Source organism: Synechococcus sp. FACHB-909 (assembly GCF_014698945.1).
GTDB lineage: Bacteria > Cyanobacteriota > Cyanobacteriia > PCC-6307 > Cyanobiaceae > Cyanobium.
The window spans coordinates 58,520-76,069 of the sequence record NZ_JACJTY010000004.1; the positions used below are offsets into that span (position 1 = coordinate 58,520).

Genomic DNA, 17,550 nt, shown 5'->3' on the forward strand with positions numbered 1-17,550 from the left:
CGGTGGCTTCGGGCTACGGCCGAAGAGCGACGCAAAAGCAACACCCTCCAGCTACGGACTGCCCGCAGTAGAGAGACGGGAGGACTGATGGCGGAGTCAGCAGGTGGGGAGACTCCCATCCCGGCGTCACCCCGCAGGCGTGCCCAATCGCCAGCTCCGAAGGCCTTTGGTAGCGTTCCAGTGAACGGCGGCTGCGGCGATGCCCTGGTGGTTGGATCTGGCCCTGCTGGCCCTGGCTGTTGCCCTCTGGCAGAAGGCTGGCAACACGCCCGACGACGTCTGGAGCGTCTTCCAGAAGTTCCTGGCCTTCGTGGCCGTGCTGGTGGTGCTGCTCGGCGGCCGCCAGCTGCTGCTCGAGATCCTGGCCCTGGGGCTCACCTTCTGGTTGCCGAGCGCCGCCCGCTTCGATGGCGGCCCCCTCAACAGCGAAGCCGCACGGTCCGTGGAAGCTCCTCGAGGATGGCGCCTTCCGGGCTGAGGGCCGGATAGGGGCGCCCCTCGCGGCGGCACCAGTCCGCCACCTGCGGGTAGGCCCACTCGAACAGCAGCCGGGTGTACTGCTCCGGCGCCAGCCCTTCGCCCCGGCTCGGCAGGCCGCCCTTCGCCTGCCGCTGCCGCAGCGCCTCGAACAGCAGGATCGCGGTCGCCACCGACACGTTGAGCGACTGCACCATGCCCACCATCGGAATCACGATCGCCTGGTCGATCGCCGCGGCCGTCTCCTCGCTCAGTCCCCACTTCTCCGCCCCCAGCACGAAGGCCGTGGGTCCGGTGAAGTCACAGTCGCGGTAGTCGACAGCCTGCGCCCCCAGGTGGGTGCCGTAGAGCCGGAAGCCGCCGGCCTTGAGCTGGGCGATGGCGTCGCTGCTGCTCCGGTGCCGGTGCAGCGCCACCCACTTCTGGCTGCCCAGGGCCGTGCTGTTGAAGGTGGGCGTGCGCCCCGGAAGGCTGACGGAATGGGCTTCGAGCACCCCCACCGCATCGCAGCTGCGCAGGATCGCCGAGAGGTTGTGGGGCTTGTCCACCTGCTCCAGCAGCAGCGTCAGATCCCCCATGCGGCGATCGAGCACCGCGCGCAGGCGCTCGAAGCGGCGGGGCAGCAGCGGCATCGGCGTGGCAAAACGCCATCATCGGCGTTGCCCTCCCTGTCCCCCGCGCCGCGTCCGCCATGGCCAGCCCGGTTGCCGCCGACTCCGGACGCCCCTTCGACCGTCGCGTCTATGCGATGGTGGCCCACATCCCCCCTGGCCAGCTGGCCACCTACGGCCAGGTCGCCGAGCTGATCGGGGCCTGGGGCTGCGCCCGCCAGGTGGGCTGGGCCCTGCGGCGCCTGCCCCTGCCCTCCGAGGTGCCCTGGCACCGGGTGGTGAATGCCCAGGGGCGCATCGCCATGAGTCCCGGCCGGGAGGGCAGCGACTGGATGCAGCGGGAGCTGCTGCTGGCCGAGGGGATCGCCGTGGCCCCCGACGGGCGCCTGCCCCTGGCCCGGCACCGCTGGCATCCGCCGGCCGCGCTCCTGCCGGAGGCCGGCGACGCCTGGACCCCTGAGCCCCCAGGCCCAGCCCAGCGGTCCTGTACAAAGGACTGATCCGTCCCGGGAGTCCGCCGATTCACGCCAGCGACGTCGTCCCCGGCCTGGCCTCCCGGCAGCTGGCCTGGCAGGTGCTGCAGGCGGTCGCGGCAGGGGCCTACGCCGATGCCGCCCTGGAGCGGGAGCTGGCCTCCCTGGCCCGCGCCGGCGGTGGCCTTTCGCCCGCCGACCGCGCCCTGGCCACCGAGATCGCCTACGGGGCCATCCGCCAGCGGCTGCTGCTCGACGCCTGGATCGACGCCCTCGGCAAGGTGAGCGCCCAGCGCCAGCCCCCGGCCCTGCGCTGGCTGCTGCACGTGGGGCTCTACCAGCTTCTGTTCAGCGACCGGGTGCCGGCGGCGGCGGCGGTGAGCACCACGGTGGCGCTGGCCAAGCGCGCCGGCCTGGCCAAGCTGGCGCCTGTGGTGAACGGCCTGCTGCGCTCCCTGCTGCGGCGGCGCGAGCGGCCGGCCGGCACCGGACCCCACCACGACCCCTGGGATGGGCTGGCGCTGCCGGCCGACCCTGCCGCCGCCCTGGCCGTGCGCCGCTCCCTGCCCCCCTGGCTCGCCGCCGGGCTGCTCGACTGGCTGCCGCCGGAGCGGGCCGAGGCCTTCGCCCTGGCTTGCAACGCGGTGCCGCCCCTCGACCTGCGGGTCAATGGCCTGCGCACCAGCCGGGATGCCCTGCTGCAGCGCTTCACGGACGCCGGTGTGGCCGCCCGCGCCCTGCCCGAGACCCACCACGGCCTCACCCTGCTGGAGCGGGTGGGCGATCCCCGTGAGCTGCCGGGCTACGCCGAAGGACTCTGGTGCGTGCAGGACCGCAGCGCCCAGGCCATCGCCCCCCTGCTCGACCCCCGACCCGGCCAGCGGATCCTCGATGCCTGCGCCGCCCCGGGGGGCAAGAGCACCCACCTGGCGGAGCTGATCGGCGACCGGGGTGAGGTGTGGGCGCTGGATCGCTCCGAAGCCCGGCTGCGGCGGCTGGATCGCAACGCCGAGCGGCTGGGGCTCACCACGATCCGCTCCCTGGCCGCCGACGCCACCGGCCTCGGGGAGCTGAAGCCCCACTGGCGGGGCCATTTCGAGCGGATTCTCCTGGATGCCCCCTGCTCGGGACTCGGCACCCTGGCCCGCCATCCCGACGCCCGCTGGCGGATCACCCCCGAGGCCATCGACGGCCTGGTGATCCTGCAGCGCCAGCTGCTGGAGGCGATGCTGCCGCTGCTGGCCCCCGGCGGCCGGCTCCTCTATGCCACCTGCACGGTGGAACCGCGGGAGAACGGCGCCCTGATCGCCGCACTGCTGGCGGCCCATCCGGACTGGAGCCTGCTGGAGGAGCGCCAGTGGTGGCCCACTCCCGCGGCGGCGGAGTGCGGCGGTGGCGATGGCTTCTACGCGGCGCTGCTGCGGGGGCCGGGCACCGCCTAGGGGGGTGGCGGTGGGGCGGCGACGGGGGGCGGCGGCGGCAGGGGGGCGGCGGGTTCCGGCGGTGGGGGCGGGGGTATGGCCGCGTCGCGGGAGCGGGGTGCGGCGACGGGATTGTTCGGCGGCACCGGCTGGGTCGGCTCGCTCTGGGTGGGCGGCTGTTCCGTGGAGGGCTCCCGGTCGGGGGGATCGGTGCGGCTGGGCTCCTGCACCGGCGGCTGCCAGCGGGGGCTCTCGCGGCTGCCGCTGTCCTCCGGTCGGGCGTCGCGCTCGGTGGTCTTCTTGCCCGGCACCGGCTTGAAGGTGCCGGTGAGCTTCGGCTTGGGCGGGAACTTCTGCACCGGCATCCCCTTGGTCACCGGCTCCATGAACGTCCGCCAGGCGTAGGTGGCCAGCACGCTGGTGGTGCCCGTCTCCCGGTTGTTGTCGTAGCCCAGCCAGACGCCGGTGGTGAGCTGGGGGATGGAGCCGATGAACCAGAGATCCCGCCCCCCTTCCGAGGTGCCCGTCTTGCCGGCCACCGCCCGGTCGGCCAGGGCGGCGCCGCCGCCGGTGCCGCCCTGCACCACCTGCTGCAGCATCCAGACCATCGCGTCGGCGACGTCGCTGCTCACCGCCCGGGTGCCGCGGGGGCCGTTGGCCCGCCGCGACCAGAGCAGCTCCCCTTCCGGCCCGTAGATCTCCTCGAAGGGCAGCGGCTGGATGTACACGCCGCGGTTCACCAGCGCCGCATAGGCCGCCGTCATGTCGAGCACCGTCTGCTCGTTGGCGCCGATCGCCATCGACAGGTACCGGCCCAGTTCCCGGTGGATGCCGAGGCTCTTGGCGGTGGCGATCACCGGGTCATAGCCCAGCTTCTGGAGCAGCCCCACCGCCACGATGTTGAGGGAGTTCTGCATGGCCGTGGCCAGGCTCACCCGGCCCATGTAGCGGTTGCCGAAGTTCTTGGGGCAGTAGCTGCCGAAGCACCGTGCCGAATCCAGCACCGTGTCCTCCGGCTTCATGCCCAGCTTGAGGGCTGTCAGGTAGACGAACAGCTTGAAGGTGGAGCCCGGGGAGCGCAGCGCCTGGGAGGCCCGGTTGAACTGGGTCTTCTCCCAGTCCTTGCCCCCCACCATCGCCCGCACCAGCCCCGTGCCGGGCTCCATGGCCACCAGGGCCCCCTCCATGCTGCCGGTGGCGTAGGAGTCGATCGTCTTCTGGGCCTGGGCCTGCCAGGCCGCATTCAGACCGCTGCGGATCGTGAGTCCGCCCACCTCCAGCTGCTCCTTGCTGAGCACTTTTGGCAGCTCCTGCTCCAGCCAGCTGGTGTACCAGGGGGCCGGGTTGTAGAAGAACTTCGGCTCCGCCGGTTTCAGCGCCAGGGGGGCGGCGTCGGCCCGCTGCAGCTGCTCATCGTCGATGAAGCCCGCCTCCCGCATGCGCTGCAGCACGATCGAGCGCCGCCGCAGCGCCACCTCCGGATTCACCAGGGGCGAATACACCGAAGGGGCCGGAGGCAGGCCGGCGATCAGCGCCGCCTCCGGCAGGGTGAGCTGGTCGGGACGTTTGGAGAAGTAGATCCAGGCCGCATCGGAGACGCCGTAGGCGCTGGAGCCCAGGTAGACGTAGTTGAGGTACTGCTCGAGGATCTGCGCCTTGCTCAGCTGGCGCTCGATCTTTCCGGCCAGGGCCGCTTCCTTGAGCTTCCGCATGATCGTGCGGTCCTGGCTCAGGAACACGGTGCGGGCCAGCTGCTGGGTGATCGTGCTGGCGCCCTCCTCCACGGCACCCTGCTGGACGTTGCGCATCACGGCCCGGCTGATGCCGAGCAGGTCGATGCCGTCGTGCTGGTAGAAGCGCCGGTCCTCGGCGGCCACGAAGGCGCGCTGGATCAGCAGCGGCATCTTGCCGGCGGGCAGTTTCTCGCGGGTGGCGGGCCCCTTCTTGAGCACCACCTGGCCGTCGGAGGAGAGGATCGTGATCGTCCCCGGCCGGTTGAAGCTGGTGATGCGGCCCGCATCGGGGAGCATCCCGTCGAGGGCGCGCACCAGGGTCGTCTGCCCCAGGGCCACCACTCCGCCGACGGCGGTCGCCGCCAGGGCCGGGGCGAGCAGGCGCCAGCCGGAGCGTCGCTTAGGCCGGCTGGGTGGCGGCTCACCGGGTTGCCGCGGGCCGCTGGTGGCCGTCGACAGGCCCACCCTGGTCATGGCAGCGGTGCCGTCAGCGCAGCGATGCGGGTCAGATCACTTTGGCCGATGGCCAGGGCGGTGACAAGCATCCCCAGCACCAGGAACGGCTGGGCGCTGGCCTGGTACTTCACATCGAAGGCGACGGGATCGCGCAGCAGCCAGATGTCCTGGAAGGTGATCTGGGGAATGATCAGCAGCACCAGAAGCACGGCGGCGAAGTGCTGGCCGATGGCGATCAGCACCACCACCATCGCCAGCTGGAAGATGTCGATCATGCCGGCACTGATCCAGCTGGCCCGCTGGATGCCGAACACCACCGGCAGCGATTGCAGGCCCAGGGCCCGGTCCCCTTCAACGCTCTTGAAATCGTTGACGACGGCGATGCCCAGCCCCGCCAGGCTGTACGCCAGGGTGAGCAGGGCCGTGCTCCAGGTGAGCTGGCCGAACAGGGCCTGGCCGGCCCACCAGGGCAGGGCGATGTAGCTGGCGCCCAGGGCGTAGTTGCCCAGCCAGCCGTTCTGCTTCAGCTTCAGCGGTGGCGCCGAATAGATGTAGCTCACGAACGAGCCGCCCAGGGCCAGCAGCAGCAGCACCGGCGTGCTGTGGCCGGCCCAGACATCCAGGCCCCAGGCCACGGCCAGCCCGGCCAGCAGCAGCACCACGATCTGCAGACGCACCTGGCCGAGGGGAATCGCCCCGGAGGGAATCGGCCGGTAGGGCTCGTTGATCGCGTCGATCTCGCGGTCGTAGTAGTCGTTGATCGTCTGGGTGTAGCCGGCCAGCAGCGGTCCGCTCATCAGCATGCAGGCCACGGAAGCCCCCACCTCCGGCAGGGTCCAGTGGAAGTTGCCGGAGGCCGCCGCCCCGCAGATCACCCCCCAGATCAGGGGGATCCAGGTGACGGGCTTCATCAGCTGCAGCCGGATCTTCCAGATGTTGGAGGTGCCGGTGGCGCCCTTCATCCCGAGCAGCTGCCGGGCGCCACCGGAGACGCCTTGGGAGCCGGCGCTGGGTTCGGGGCTCTGGCTCATGGGTTGGGCCGTCTCAGGCAGGGGTGATTTCGTCGTCGAAGAACCAGGTGGTGGTGCCGCCACTGAGCTCCACCACCACACCGATGCCGGTGCCGTCGGTGACACGGAAATCCTTCACCGTGCCGGTGGCATCGGCCTTGAGGGCGGCCACCAGGCCGGCCGGGATCCGATCGCGCACGCGGGTGACCCGCACCTTCGAACCGATGGTGATGCCAGCCTGGGCCATGTCCGGCGCGATTAGAAAGTCGCGCAACCCTAACAGCGAACCCGTGGTAGCCAAGCGGATCATCCCCTGTCTCGACGTGGCCGACGGCAGGGTGGTGAAGGGGGTCAATTTCGTCGGGCTGCGCGACGCCGGCGACCCGGTGGAACTGGCCTGCCGCTACAGCGCCTCCGGGGCCGACGAACTCGTCTTCCTCGACATCGCCGCCAGTCACCAGGGCCGCGCCACCCTCGTCGACATGGTGCGCCGCACCGCCGAGGCGGTGACGATCCCCTTCACGGTGGGCGGTGGCATCGTCAGCGTCGATGGCATCACCGAGCTGCTGCGGGCCGGCGCCGACAAGGTGAGCCTCAATTCCTCGGCGGTCCGCACCCCCGAGCTGGTGACGGCCGGCGCCGATCGCTTCGGCTGCCAGTGCATCGTGGTGGCCATCGACGCCCGCCGCCGCCCCAGCGGCGGCGAGGAGCCCCCGGGCTGGGACGTGTTCGTCAAGGGGGGGCGGGAGAACACCGGCCTCGATGCGGTGGCCTGGGCCCGCCGGGTGGTGGCGCTCGGGGCCGGGGAGATCCTGCTCACGTCCATGGACGGCGACGGCACCCAGGCGGGCTACGACCTCGCCCTGACCCGGGCCGTGGTGGAGGCCGTGGAGGTGCCGGTGATCGCCTCCGGAGGCGCCGGCTGCATCGACCACATCGCCGCCGCCCTCGAGGTCGCCGGTGCCTCGGCCGCCCTGCTGGCCTCCCTGCTGCATGACGGGGTCCTCACCGTCGAGGAGATCAAGACCGACCTGCTGCAGCGGGGCCTGCCGGTGCGGCCCCTGCTGACGGCCTTGGCGGCGGGATGAAGCGCTCGCCGCAGCGGCGATCGCACCGCCTCCCTCAGGCGCCGTAACATTGAGTAACGTCCGTGGCCTCCGGTGCATCGTTGAACGCCTTCCTGCTGCTGCCGACGCCCCTGTTCACGGTCATCGCGCTGGTGGTGGTGGTGGTGGTGATCGCGCTGGTGGCCTGGGCGCTCCAGCTGATGCAGGCCGCCACTGACCGCCGCGAGTTCTCCCTGATGCTCGCCGGCTGCATGGTCTGCTCGGCGGCGGTGGGCCTGGCCACGGTGATGGTGCTCACCTTCACCAGCCCGGTGCGGCTCGAGGCCCGTGGTCTGGCGGCCCCCGACCATGAGGTGACCGGCGTCAGCCTGGATGCGATCGTGCTGCCCTGGGACGACTCCCTGACCCTGCAGGGCAAGGGCTGAAGCCCGATCCCACCCCCGATCCACCCCGATTTGGCCACCGTTGATCCGCGGCAGATCAGCGATCTGTTCGACACCATCGCCCCCCGCTACGACCAGCTGAACGATCTGCTCAGCCTGGGGCTGCACCGGCTCTGGAAGCGGCAGGCCCTGCTCTGGTTGCGCCCCCGCCCCGGCCAGCGCCTGCTCGACCTCTGTTGCGGCACCGGCGACCTGGCCCTGGTGCTGGCCTCCCGCGTCCGGCCCGGCGGGCTGGTGCTGGGGCTGGATGCGGCCGCCGCCCCGCTGGCCATCGCCGAGGGCCGGGCGGCGCGCCAGCCCTGGCTGCCCCTGCAGTGGCAGCAGGGCGATGCCCTGGCCACCGGCCTGGCCGATGGCTGGGCGGATGGGGCGGTGATGGCCTACGGCCTGCGCAACCTGGCCGATCCCGCCGCCGGCCTGGTGGAGCTGCGGCGCCTGCTGCGGCCCGGCGGGCGGGCGGTGGTGCTGGATTTCAACCGGCCCGATCCGGCCTCGGCTCCGGCGGCCTTCCAGCGCTTCTACCTGCGCCGCCTGGTGGTGCCGGCCGCCCGTGCCGTGGGCCTGCCTGAGCAGTACGCCTGGCTGGAGGAGAGCCTGGCCCGCTTCCCCACCGGCCCGGCCCAGGAGGAGCTGGCCCGCTGCGCCGGCTTCACCACGGCCAGCCACCGCCCCCTGGCCGGTGGCCTGATGGGGTTGCTGGAGCTGCAGGCCTGAGGCGATCTGGCAGCATCAAGCCGACTTCCCTGCCGTCCTGGCCCGTACCCGACCGGCGCACCATGCTCTTCCAGGACATCATCGCCAGCCTCAACCGGTTCTGGGCCGACCAGGGTTGCCTGATCCTGCAGCCCTACGACACGGAGAAGGGCGCCGGCACCATGAGCCCCCACACCGTGCTGCGGGCGATCGGCCCGGAGCCCTGGGCGGTGGCCTACCCCGAGCCCTGCCGGCGCCCCACCGACGGCCGCTACGGCGATAACCCTAACCGGGCCCAGCACTACTTCCAGTACCAGGTGCTGATCAAGCCCTCTCCGGATGCCATCCAGGAGACCTACCTGGCCTCCCTCGAAACCCTCGGCATCCACGCCGCCGACCACGACATCCGCTTCGTGGAGGACAACTGGGAATCCCCCACCCTCGGCGCCTGGGGCGTGGGCTGGGAGGTGTGGCTCGACGGCATGGAGGTGACCCAGTTCACCTATTTCCAGCAGTGCGGCGGCCTCGACTGCCGGCCCGTGTCGATCGAGATCACCTACGGCCTGGAGCGGCTGGCGATGTACCTCCAGGACGTGGAGAGCATCTGGGACCTGCGCTGGAACGGCGAGCGCAGCTACGGCGACATCTGGCTGCCCTTCGAGAAGGGGCAGTGCACCTACAACTTCGAGGCCTCCAACCCCGAACGCCTGCTGCAGCTGTTCGCCCTGCATGAGGCCGAGGCCGCCGATCTGGTGGCGGCCGGGCTGCCGGCCCCGGCCCTCGACCACGTGCTCAAGTGCAGCCACACCTTCAACCTGCTGGAGGCCCGCGGCGTGATCTCGGTGACCGAGCGCACCGCCACCATCGGCCGCATCCGCCACCTGGCGCGCCAGGTGGCCGAGGCCTGGCTGGAGGAGCGCCGCGCCCTGGGCTTCCCCCTGCTGAACGAACCGCCGGCGTGAAGCGCACCCTGCTGGTGGCGGTGCTGGTGCTCGGCGCCTTCCAGGCCGGCCGCCTCACCGAACGGGCCATCTGGCCCTGCCGGCTGCGGCCCCTTGCCGCCCTGGTCGCGCCGCTGCTGGGTCAGGAGCTGCCCAGCCCCCAGCTGTGTGAGCTGATGCTCAAGCTGCCGAGTTTCTGAGGCTCAGGGCGTGCTGGCCACCGCCGTGCCCCTGGGAGCGCCGCCGAAGAAGAACTTCACGCCCACCTCGATGCCGTTCATGTTCACGGAAAAGCCGTTGGCCTGCTGGTCCCCGTTGTTCCATTTCAGGCCCATGTAGCGCCAGGAGACGTTCAGATCGGTGTTGTCGCCGATCGCATAGCCCAGGCCCACCTGGGCATTGCCGCTCAGGTCCTGCTGGCCGCCCAGGCCGAAGCCGCCGATGTCGCCGCGGGCGAAGGCCCGCAGGCGCGGCGAGAGGAAGACGGTGGCCTGGGTGCCCACCAGGGGCTGCACCCAGGTGCGCTGGAAGTTGCGGGTGGGCTCCAGCAGGGTGCGTCCGAAGGGGCCGTCGAGGGTGGCGGCCAGGTTGAGGCGGCCATCGATCAGCCGTATCCCGGCATAGGGGATCACCGAGTACGTGCCGGGCTTGCCCAGCGCCGATTCCCGCTCGCCGAACCGGTAACGCAGGGCGAAGTCGTAGATCCCCAGGGTCTGGCCCACATCGGCCGTCGTCGTGAACAGCTGCCGGGGGCCGACCAGGCGCGCCGCCGATTCGCCAAGGCTGGTGTACCAGAGGTCGGCCTGCAGGCCCACCCGGTCCTTTTCGATGCTGCCGCGGGCGGAGGCGGCGAACCGCAGGATGTCGAGGATCTCCCCCAGGTCCTGGTCCACCTCCGCCTCCTGGCCCCGGATCGTGGTGGTGCCAAGGGTGCGCAGTGGTGCGAAGCCGTACAGCTCGACGGTGCCGCTCCAGGGGGGGGCGGTCGGGGTGGCCGGGGCCGGCTCCCCGGAGGCCGGCTCCGCCTGAGCCCTCTCCTGCGCCGTCGCCTCCGCCGGGGCTGCGGGCGGCAGCCGCAGCTCCTGGCCGATCCAGGTGGCCTCCGTCGCGCGGCCCCGGGCCGGCTCGGCCAGGCCCGCCGCCGGCACCAGGGCCGGCAGCACCAGGGCCAGGCTGGCCAGGACAGGCAACGGGCGGGGCTTGCTCTCGTTCATGGGGAGGGGAGAGGAGGTCAGGACGTTCAGGCCCGGAGGCTGGTCCGGGGATGTTCGCCGAACAGGCTGTGGTAATCGCGGGCGAAGTGCCCCGCGTTCATGAATCCCCACTGAGCGGCCAGCTCGGAGATCCGCGTGGCCTGCGGATCGGCCGCCAGCAGGGCCTGTCGCATGCCGTGCAGGCGACGGATCTTGAGGTACGCCATCGGGCCCATCCCCAGGTGCTCCCGGAACCCCTGCAGCAGGCTGCGCCGACCGGCCGCGACCTGGCGGCAGAGCCCATCGAGGCTGATCGGTTCGTGGGGATGCTCCGCCATCCAGGCCTGGGCGGCCTTCACCAGCTCGATCCGGGCCGGCGGCCGCGCCAGCCGCTCCCCGTGGCCGCTGCGGTGCACCAGGGCCTCCACCAGCAGGGGCACCAGATCCCCCCCCAGCCGCCGGCGGATCGCCGGATCCTCCAACAGGGCCGGCGACCGCTCGGCCAGGCGGAAGATCCGGCGCAGGCAGGCCCTCACCCCCTGGAAGCGCAGCGGATCGATCGTCTCCCAGTTGACACCCTCCAGCTGCTCCTCCAGCCCCGGTCCGCCCAGATCCTGGGCCCATTGCAGGAAGGTGTCCCGATCCAGGCTCAGCAACGCCAGGCTGCAGCGCTCGGGGGTGGTGAGGTGGATCTCACCGCGTGCGGAGAGGCCGAAGAACGCCGTGGCCGGCAGCTCCAGGCCGTGGGAGCGCATCACGGGCCGGCCGGCGGTCTCCTCCAGGTCGAGGGCGATCAGCTGGCGGCCGCTGGGTTTGGCCCCACCCGCGTGCAGGGGGCGATCGAAGCGCAGCCGCAGCACCTGGAGCGCCCCCAGGTCGAGGGTCAGCAGCTCGCTGTGCAGGCGGCCGCCGGCGAGCTGGGTGAGCTGCACCGGCAGCAGGGGGCTGAGCACCGCCTCCAGGCGGGCGATGTCCTGGACGGACCGAGAGACGGGAACGGCGGAACCGCACTTTTTGAGTGTTCGGATCGCGCCGCTCTGTGCATCCTTTGGGGGCGTGTCCTCCGGATCCGTGGCGACCGTCACGTGACAACTGGGGGCCTTTGCCCTCTTCCTACCCCACTTCCTCACCCGCCGGGTGTTCCCCGCCATGCCCAACGGCCAGCCCAACATCCTCATCCTCTGGGGCGATGACATCGGCCAGAGCAACCTCAGCTGCTACAGCGACGGCCTGATGGGGTACCAGACCCCCAACATCGACCGGGTCGCCAGCGAGGGCGGCCGCTTCATCCACTACTACGCCGAGCAGAGCTGCACCGCCGGCCGGGCGGCCTTCATCTCCGGCCAGAGCGTGTTCCGCACCGGCCTGAGCAAGGTGGGGCTGCCGGGCGCCGAGCTGGGCTACCGCCCCGAGGATCCCACCATCGCCGAGCTGCTGCAGCCGCTGGGCTACCGCACCGGCCAGTTCGGCAAGAACCACTTCGGCGACCGCGACGAGCATCTGCCGACGATGCACGGCTTCGACGAGTTCTTCGGCAACCTCTACCACCTCAACGCCGAGGAGGAGCCCGAACTGCCCGACTATCCCAAACCGGAGGACTTCCCCGATTTCCAGAAGAACTTCGGCCCCCGGGGCGTGCTGCACTGCTGGGCCAACGGCGATGGCACCCAGCGCATCGAGAACACCGGCCCGCTCACCAAGAAGCGGATGGAGAACTGCGATGAGGAGTTCCTCGTCGAAGCCAAGCGCTTCATCCGCGATGCCGTGGCCTCCGGCGAGCCCTTCTTCGTGTGGTTCAACACCACCCACATGCACTTCCGCACCCATGCCCGTCCCCAGGACGTCGGCCAGGCGGGGCGGTGGCAGTCGGAGTACCACGACGTGATGATCTATCACGACAACTGCATCGGCGAGATGCTCGACCTGCTCGATGAGCTGGGCATCGCCGATGACACGATCGTGATGTACAGCACCGACAACGGGCCCCACATGAACAGCTGGCCCGATGCCGGCATGACCCCGTTCCGCAACGAGAAGAACTCCAACTGGGAAGGGGCCTACCGGGTGCCGGCCCTGGTGCGCTGGCCTGGGAAGATCGCCCCGGGCACCCTCTACACCGGCATCGTCAGCCATCTCGACTGGCTGCCCACCCTGCTGGCGGCGGCCGGCGAACCGCAGATCAAGGAGAAGCTCCTGGAGGGCCACACGGTGGGCTCCAAGACCTTCAAGATCCACCTGGATGGCTACAACATGCTCGACTACTGGACCGGCCAGAGCGACAAGAGCCCCCGGGTGGAATTCTTCTACTTCTCCGACGACGGCGATCTCACCGGCCTGCGCTACGACAACTGGAAGTTCGTGTTCATGGAGCAGCGCGCCACCGGCACGCTGCAGGTCTGGGCGGAGCCCTTCACGCCGCTGCGGGTGCCGAAGATCTTCAACCTGCTCACCGATCCCTATGAGCGGGCCGACATCACCTCCAACACCTACTGGGACTGGATGCTCGACCACGCCTTCGCCCTGGTGCCGGCCCAGGTGATCGCGAGTCGATTCCTGGCCACGTTCCAGGCCTATCCGCCCCGCCAGAAGGCGGCCAGCTTCTCCCTGGAGGATGTGATCGCCAAGATGACCGCCGCCGCCAGCGGCGGCCACTGAGGGGCTCGCCGCTACCGCCCCCGCCATGACCCCGGAGCGCTCCCCCTCCCCGACGCGATCCGCCCCGGCCCTCCGGCCGGGGCGCCCGCCGGCGCGGGACATGGTCTGGATTCCGGAAGGTTCCTTCCTGATGGGTTCCGACCACCACTACCCGGAGGAGGCCCCGGCCCACCGGGTGGCGGTGGGGGGCTTCTGGATCGACCGCACCCCGGTCACCAACGCCCAGTTCCAGAAGTTCGTGAAGGCCACCGGCTACGTCACCCTGGCGGAGCGGCCGGCCGATCCGGCCGACTATCCCGGAGCCCTGCCGGAGCTGCTGGCCCCGGCCTCGATCGTGTTCGTGCCGCCGCCCGGGCCCATCGGCACGGGTGATCCCTACCGCTGGTGGCAGTACCTGCCGGGGGCCTGCTGGCGCCATCCCGAGGGGCCCGGCAGCTCGATCCGGATGCGGGAGCACCATCCCGTGGTGCATGTGGCCCACGGGGATGCGGCGGCCTACGCCGCCTGGGCCGGCAAGCAGCTGCCCGGCGAGGCCGAGTGGGAGCGGGCCGCCCGCGGCGGCCTCGAGGCGGGTGAGTTCGCCTGGGGGGACGAACTGCACCCCCGCGGCCGGCCCATGGCCAACACCTTCCAGGGGGACTTCCCGCACCACAACAGCCTCCTCGACGGCTGGGAGCGCACCTCGCCGGTGGGGGCCTTCCCGGCGAACGGCTACGGCCTGCTCGACATGATCGGCAACGTCTGGGAGTGGACCGACGACTGGTACGGCGGCCACGCCGCCACGGGCGACAAACCTAAAGGGTGTTGCCGGCAGGCCAGCATCGATCCGGGCTCCCAGCACGGAAACCAGCCGCGCAAGGTGGTGAAGGGCGGGTCCTTTCTGTGCGCCCCCAGCTACTGCCGCCGCTACCGGCCCGCCGCCCGCATGGCCCAGGGGATCGACACCTCCACCTGCCACATGGGCTTCCGCTGCATCGTGAGGGGCTGATCCATGGCGGAGTTTCCCCTGGTGGAGTGGCTCGAGCGGTTCGCCGTCGGCCTGCGCTTCGTGCTCGAAGGCGTGTCGCTGGTGTGCGTGGCGCTGGGGTTCGCGGCCACCCTGCTCCAGGCCGTGCGCCAGCGGCTGGGCCCCGGCCGCCACCGCCGCGAACCCGTCAGCCGGCGCTTCAACAGCCTTCGCCTCACCTTCGGCAGCTGGCTGTCGATGGCCCTGGAGTTCCAGCTGGCCGCCGATATCGTCGCCACCACGACGGCCCCCTCCAACCAGAACCTGATCCAGCTGGGTGTCATCGCCGTGATCCGCACCTTCCTCAACGTCTTCCTCGGCCGGGAGGTGGAGCTGGAGATGAAGTTCGAGGAGGCCCAGCGCCAGCAGCGTCAGCAGAGTTCCACCCCCGAGCCCCTCTCCCCCTAGATGGCCAACCTCAACAACGAACTGGCGAAGGAGCGCAACCGGGCGGCGGCTGAGCGCACGCTGATGGCCTGGATCCGCACCTGCCTCTCGCTGATCAGCTTCGGCTTCGGCCTCGACAAGATCATCGGGGCGATCAACAGCAGCCGCTTCGATCGCAGTGCCCATGCCGGTCTGAGTGTGCGGCTGGTGTCCATGGGGTTCATTCTTGTCGGAATCCTGGCGATGGCGGCGGCCACCCGCCAGCACCTGCGCACGCTCAAGCTGATCCGGCGTGACGACTTTCTTTATACCGATCAGCGTTCGATCAGCACCCTGACGGCCATCGCACTCACAGTCATCGGTGTTGTGGCGTTTGCGCTGCTGGTGATGGGTTCCCCTCTCGGCTGATCACCATGCGCGAAGCCGCCGGCGTTCTGGTCTCGGCCACCATCGTCACCCTGATGTTCAGCCTGGGCCTGGGGCTGAAGCACTACCCGTTCCTCCTGCTAAGGGATCGCCCCGCCTTCCTCTGGCGCGTGCTGCTGGGCACCTGCGTGCTGGTGCCCCTCGCCGGGCTGGCCCTGGTGCTGATGCCCCTCCATGGCCTGTTGAGCCGGCCCGCCTGGGTGGCCATGGCCCTGATGCTGGCCTGTCCCAGCGCCCCCCTGATCCTGTTCCGGGTGCGCAGCAGCGGCGGCACGGCCGAGCTGGCCGCGCGGCTGCAGATCGGCGCGGCGCTGCTGGCGATCGTCACGGTTCCGCTGATGGAGGTGATCTTCCGCACCGGCGCCGGCCTGCGGGGCTGGGAGGTGGCCGACTGGGGGATCACCCCCGGCCAGGTGGCGGGCCAGGTGCTGAAGGTGCAGGTGCTGCCGGTGGTCGCCGGGGTGCTGCTGGGGCAGTGGCAGCCCGAGCTGGCGCGGCGCTGCAGCCGGGCCCTCGGGTCCCTGGCCACCGTGCTGCTGATGGTGATGATGGCGGCCCTGCTGCTGCTCGCCGGCCGGCAGCTGCTGCCCTTCCTGCAGCAGAACCTGGTGGCCCTGGCCGGGATGGCCGTGCTCAGCGTGCTCAGCCTGGCGATCGGTTACGGGCTGGCCGGTTCGGACCCGCTGGAACGCCGCACCGTGGCCCTGGTCTCGGGCATGCGCAACACCGGACTGGCCGCCCAGCTGGCCCTGACCTACGGCAAGGGGTTGCCGGGCCTGATCCCCGGCCTGCTCAGCTATGTGCTGATCACCGTGATCATCAGCACCCTGTTCCTGAGCTGGCAGAAGCGGCAGCTGCCGTCCGCCGGCTGAGGCATCCCACCTGATCAGCCCTGCTTCGGCACGGTGCTTCGGTTGCCGTTGCGGATGGCGTGATAGCCCGGCGAGAGGATCTCCACGTCGGCGGCGGCGAACTGATCCTGAAGAGCCGCCAGCACCTCCGAGAGGGTCTGGCGGTAGGTGTCCGGTGCGCGCACGAAGGCCGTGAGCTCGTAGCTGATGTGGAAGTCGTTGAGGGCGGTCTGGAGCACGAACGGATCGATCTCGTCGGTGATGCCAGGGACGCTTTGCGCTGCCGCCAGCATCAGCGCGTGCACCTGCCGCCAGGGAACGTCGTAGCCGATGGTGATCGTGGTGGCGATCGCCACGGGCTGGCTGATCTCCCTGCGGGAGAAGCTGTAGTTCACCACCGAGGCGCCGATCACGCTGGCATTGGGAATGCTCACCAGTTCGTTGCGCGGTGTCTGCAGGCGGGTCACCAGCAGGGCCCGGTCCTGCACCACCCCCAACACCCCGTTGATCTCCACCCGGTCGCCTTCGCGGAAGGCCCGGGTGTAGATGAGCATCAGTCCGCTGATGATGTTGCTGGCGATGGCGCTGGAGCCCAGCGCCGCCAGGGCGCCGATGAACAGACCGGCCCCCTGGAACACCTTGCTGCCGGAGCCGGGGATGTAGGGGAAGGCCGCCGCCAGACCGGCCATGCAGAGCAGGATCGCCACCAGCCGGGCCGTCGGCAGGGCCCACTCCTGGTAGAAGCCGGGAAGCCGGATCCGGCCATGGTCGACGGCGCGGAACCAGGACTGGCTGGCACGGATCGCCAGCACGGTGATGACCACGATCACCCCGATCGAGACGAGGTTGGGGATCGCCTGCACGATGCCGCCCAGGAACCCCAGCACCACCGTCTTGATCTGGCCCCGCAGACCTTCGGCGATGCCGGCGGTGGGTGGGAAGAAGCCCAGCAGCAGCGGAATCAGCAGATAGCTGATCACCAGCACCAGCGACCAGTGCACCACCTGGCGCAGCCACTGCATGATCTGTCGCACGTGGTCCGCCTCGACGAACCCGCCCAGCCCCAGACGACTCAGCTCCTGCATCATGAAACGGGGGCGTTCGGCGAAGTGTCGCTGGAGCCGCCTGTTGAGCCCCCCCTGCACCCGCAGCCACAGGATGTAGAACCCCAGCACCAAGGCCGCCAGGGCCGTTCCCCTCAACCAGGACCCAAGCGTGTGGCTGCCCCGGTAGCTGGTGATGGCCCGCCGCATGCCGTCCCGGTAGCGCAGCGCCAGTTGCTGCCGCGTCACCCCGAAGCAGGCCGCCGCGCGATCGCCCACGGCCAGTTCGGGGTTGAAGCGACCGTCCTCCTCCCTGATGCCCACCAGGGAGAAGGGGGGCTCGTCCTGCACCACGAGCTGGTGGGGCTGGACGGTGTGATCCTGCGCCACTTCCAGCAGGCGGGCATTGGCGCGGCGCACGTACTCGTCGAGCTTCTGGGCGGCCGGGGCCCGGCGGATCTCCAGGTAGCGGCGGCCATCGAGGCCGACGAACAGGGGCGTGGTCGCACAGCCCTGGGCGGCCGCCGCCGTGGTGCCGCCCTCGCCGGCCCATGCGGGCCTGGGCGGGTCAAGGCCCAGCCCCAGCCCCAGGCCAAGGCAGAGCAGCAGCGCCAGCAGGGCGATCTGCCGTCCGAGGGTCAACGGCCGCCACGTGAATCTCTGC

20 protein-coding genes are annotated in these 17,550 nt (G+C 70.8%); 13 read left to right on the forward strand and 7 right to left on the reverse strand.

From position 1 onward, the window contains the following. Positions 1-199 precede the first annotated feature (199 nt). Positions 200-478, forward strand: a complete 279-nt coding sequence (locus H6G99_RS07980) for a hypothetical protein (RefSeq protein WP_190610933.1) — start codon at positions 200-202, stop codon at positions 476-478. Here the strand turns inward: H6G99_RS07980 and trmH are convergent. After that, positions 420-1,109, reverse strand: coding sequence for a tRNA (guanosine(18)-2'-O)-methyltransferase TrmH (gene trmH, locus H6G99_RS07985; RefSeq protein WP_190610934.1), 690 nt, complete (start codon positions 1,107-1,109; stop codon positions 420-422). The genes H6G99_RS07980 and trmH overlap by 59 nt on opposite strands. A 59-nt stretch (positions 1,110-1,168) precedes the next feature. Between trmH and H6G99_RS07990 the strand changes: the two genes are divergently transcribed. Then, a complete protein-coding gene (locus H6G99_RS07990) occupies positions 1,169-1,588 on the forward strand; it encodes an MGMT family protein (RefSeq protein WP_094586119.1) in 420 nt (139 codons plus the stop codon). After that, positions 1,585-3,003: a 16S rRNA (cytosine(967)-C(5))-methyltransferase gene (locus H6G99_RS07995; protein WP_190611127.1), complete on the forward strand. Its 1,419-nt coding sequence runs from the start codon at positions 1,585-1,587 to the stop codon at positions 3,001-3,003. Before H6G99_RS07990 ends, H6G99_RS07995 begins: the two co-directional genes overlap by 4 nt. On the opposite strand, the gene H6G99_RS08000 is transcribed toward H6G99_RS07995, so the two are convergent. Genes H6G99_RS08000 through petP form a run of 3 tightly spaced genes read right to left on the reverse strand, consistent with a single transcriptional unit; the run spans position 3,000 to position 6,428 of the window. Continuing rightward, positions 3,000-5,189 (reverse strand): transglycosylase domain-containing protein, encoded by a 2,190-nt coding sequence (locus tag H6G99_RS08000; protein ID WP_190610936.1) that lies wholly within the window; start codon positions 5,187-5,189, stop codon positions 3,000-3,002. The two genes, H6G99_RS07995 and H6G99_RS08000, sit on opposite strands and share 4 nt — an antisense overlap. Beyond that, positions 5,186-6,202, reverse strand: a complete 1,017-nt coding sequence (gene chlG / locus H6G99_RS08005) for a chlorophyll synthase ChlG (protein WP_190610937.1) — start codon at positions 6,200-6,202, stop codon at positions 5,186-5,188. Before chlG ends, H6G99_RS08000 begins: the two co-directional genes overlap by 4 nt. 13 nt (positions 6,203-6,215) lie before the next feature. After that, the gene (gene petP / locus H6G99_RS08010) at positions 6,216-6,428 is read right to left on the reverse strand and encodes a cytochrome b6f subunit PetP (RefSeq protein ID WP_094586115.1); all 213 of its coding nucleotides are present in this window, start codon (positions 6,426-6,428) and stop codon (positions 6,216-6,218) included. Between the two features lie 43 nt (positions 6,429-6,471). Between petP and hisF the strand changes: the two genes are divergently transcribed. The 5 genes from hisF (at position 6,472) to H6G99_RS08035 (ending at position 9,525) form a co-directional block, all read left to right on the forward strand. Continuing rightward, on the forward strand, positions 6,472-7,269 hold the full coding sequence (hisF, locus tag H6G99_RS08015; protein ID WP_190610939.1) for an imidazole glycerol phosphate synthase subunit HisF: 798 nt from the start codon (positions 6,472-6,474) through the stop codon (positions 7,267-7,269). A gap of 80 nt (positions 7,270-7,349) precedes the next feature. Further along, positions 7,350-7,673 carry a hypothetical protein gene (locus tag H6G99_RS08020; RefSeq protein ID WP_094586113.1) on the forward strand — a complete coding sequence of 108 codons (324 nt, stop codon included), beginning with the start codon at positions 7,350-7,352 and terminating at the stop codon, positions 7,671-7,673. 30 nt (positions 7,674-7,703) lie between these two features. Further along, positions 7,704-8,405 carry a bifunctional demethylmenaquinone methyltransferase/2-methoxy-6-polyprenyl-1,4-benzoquinol methylase UbiE gene (gene ubiE, locus H6G99_RS08025; RefSeq protein ID WP_190610940.1) on the forward strand — a complete coding sequence of 234 codons (702 nt, stop codon included), beginning with the start codon at positions 7,704-7,706 and terminating at the stop codon, positions 8,403-8,405. A 62-nt stretch (positions 8,406-8,467) separates the two neighbouring features. Next, positions 8,468-9,346, forward strand: coding sequence for a glycine--tRNA ligase subunit alpha (gene glyQ, locus H6G99_RS08030; RefSeq protein WP_190610942.1), 879 nt, complete (start codon positions 8,468-8,470; stop codon positions 9,344-9,346). Then, complete coding sequence (locus H6G99_RS08035; protein WP_159815919.1) at positions 9,343-9,525, forward strand: hypothetical protein; 183 nt, start codon at positions 9,343-9,345, stop codon at positions 9,523-9,525. The genes glyQ and H6G99_RS08035 overlap by 4 nt, the downstream gene beginning before the upstream one ends. 3 nt (positions 9,526-9,528) lie before the next feature. On the opposite strand, the gene H6G99_RS08040 is transcribed toward H6G99_RS08035, so the two are convergent. Then, positions 9,529-10,539 carry a putative outer membrane beta-barrel protein gene (locus tag H6G99_RS08040; protein ID WP_190610945.1) on the reverse strand — a complete coding sequence of 337 codons (1,011 nt, stop codon included), beginning with the start codon at positions 10,537-10,539 and terminating at the stop codon, positions 9,529-9,531. Positions 10,540-10,565: 26 nt separating this feature from the next. After that, positions 10,566-11,471 carry a helix-turn-helix domain-containing protein gene (locus H6G99_RS08045; protein WP_353617201.1) on the reverse strand — a complete coding sequence of 302 codons (906 nt, stop codon included), beginning with the start codon at positions 11,469-11,471 and terminating at the stop codon, positions 10,566-10,568. Between the two features lie 196 nt (positions 11,472-11,667). Between H6G99_RS08045 and H6G99_RS08050 the strand changes: the two genes are divergently transcribed. From H6G99_RS08050 to H6G99_RS08070, 5 genes are read left to right on the forward strand one after another with little or no spacing between them, the layout of a single operon-like run. After that, positions 11,668-13,173 (forward strand): arylsulfatase, encoded by a 1,506-nt coding sequence (locus tag H6G99_RS08050; RefSeq protein ID WP_190610947.1) that lies wholly within the window; start codon positions 11,668-11,670, stop codon positions 13,171-13,173. 25 nt (positions 13,174-13,198) lie between these two features. Then, positions 13,199-14,161, forward strand: a complete 963-nt coding sequence (locus tag H6G99_RS08055) for a formylglycine-generating enzyme family protein (RefSeq protein ID WP_190610949.1) — start codon at positions 13,199-13,201, stop codon at positions 14,159-14,161. Between the two features lie 3 nt (positions 14,162-14,164). Continuing rightward, positions 14,165-14,587 carry a DUF1622 domain-containing protein gene (locus tag H6G99_RS08060; RefSeq protein ID WP_190610951.1) on the forward strand — a complete coding sequence of 141 codons (423 nt, stop codon included), beginning with the start codon at positions 14,165-14,167 and terminating at the stop codon, positions 14,585-14,587. After that, positions 14,588-14,974, forward strand: coding sequence for a YidH family protein (locus H6G99_RS08065; RefSeq protein ID WP_190610953.1), 387 nt, complete (start codon positions 14,588-14,590; stop codon positions 14,972-14,974). A 5-nt stretch (positions 14,975-14,979) separates the two neighbouring features. Next, positions 14,980-15,864 (forward strand): bile acid:sodium symporter family protein, encoded by an 885-nt coding sequence (locus H6G99_RS08070; RefSeq protein WP_190610954.1) that lies wholly within the window; start codon positions 14,980-14,982, stop codon positions 15,862-15,864. A 14-nt stretch (positions 15,865-15,878) separates the two neighbouring features. On the opposite strand, the gene H6G99_RS08075 is transcribed toward H6G99_RS08070, so the two are convergent. Then, a complete protein-coding gene (locus H6G99_RS08075; protein WP_286191065.1) occupies positions 15,879-17,528 on the reverse strand; it encodes a mechanosensitive ion channel family protein in 1,650 nt (549 codons plus the stop codon). Between the last annotated feature and the right edge of the window lie 22 nt (positions 17,529-17,550).

Coding starts and splice junctions, on each gene's coding strand:
- H6G99_RS07980 (WP_190610933.1), top strand. CDS start 200: ATGCCCTGGTGGTTGGATCTGGCCCTGCTGGCCCTGGCTGTTGCCCTC.
- trmH (WP_190610934.1), bottom strand. CDS start 1,109: ATGCCGCTGCTGCCCCGCCGCTTCGAGCGCCTGCGCGCGGTGCTCGAT.
- H6G99_RS07990 (WP_094586119.1), top strand. CDS start 1,169: ATGGCCAGCCCGGTTGCCGCCGACTCCGGACGCCCCTTCGACCGTCGC.
- H6G99_RS08000 (WP_190610936.1), bottom strand. CDS start 5,189: ATGACCAGGGTGGGCCTGTCGACGGCCACCAGCGGCCCGCGGCAACCC.
- chlG (WP_190610937.1), bottom strand. CDS start 6,202: ATGAGCCAGAGCCCCGAACCCAGCGCCGGCTCCCAAGGCGTCTCCGGT.
- petP (WP_094586115.1), bottom strand. CDS start 6,428: ATGGCCCAGGCTGGCATCACCATCGGTTCGAAGGTGCGGGTCACCCGC.
- glyQ (WP_190610942.1), top strand. CDS start 8,468: ATGCTCTTCCAGGACATCATCGCCAGCCTCAACCGGTTCTGGGCCGAC.
- H6G99_RS08040 (WP_190610945.1), bottom strand. CDS start 10,539: ATGAACGAGAGCAAGCCCCGCCCGTTGCCTGTCCTGGCCAGCCTGGCC.
- H6G99_RS08050 (WP_190610947.1), top strand. CDS start 11,668: ATGCCCAACGGCCAGCCCAACATCCTCATCCTCTGGGGCGATGACATC.
- H6G99_RS08055 (WP_190610949.1), top strand. CDS start 13,199: ATGACCCCGGAGCGCTCCCCCTCCCCGACGCGATCCGCCCCGGCCCTC.
- H6G99_RS08060 (WP_190610951.1), top strand. CDS start 14,165: ATGGCGGAGTTTCCCCTGGTGGAGTGGCTCGAGCGGTTCGCCGTCGGC.
- H6G99_RS08065 (WP_190610953.1), top strand. CDS start 14,588: ATGGCCAACCTCAACAACGAACTGGCGAAGGAGCGCAACCGGGCGGCG.
- H6G99_RS08070 (WP_190610954.1), top strand. CDS start 14,980: ATGCGCGAAGCCGCCGGCGTTCTGGTCTCGGCCACCATCGTCACCCTG.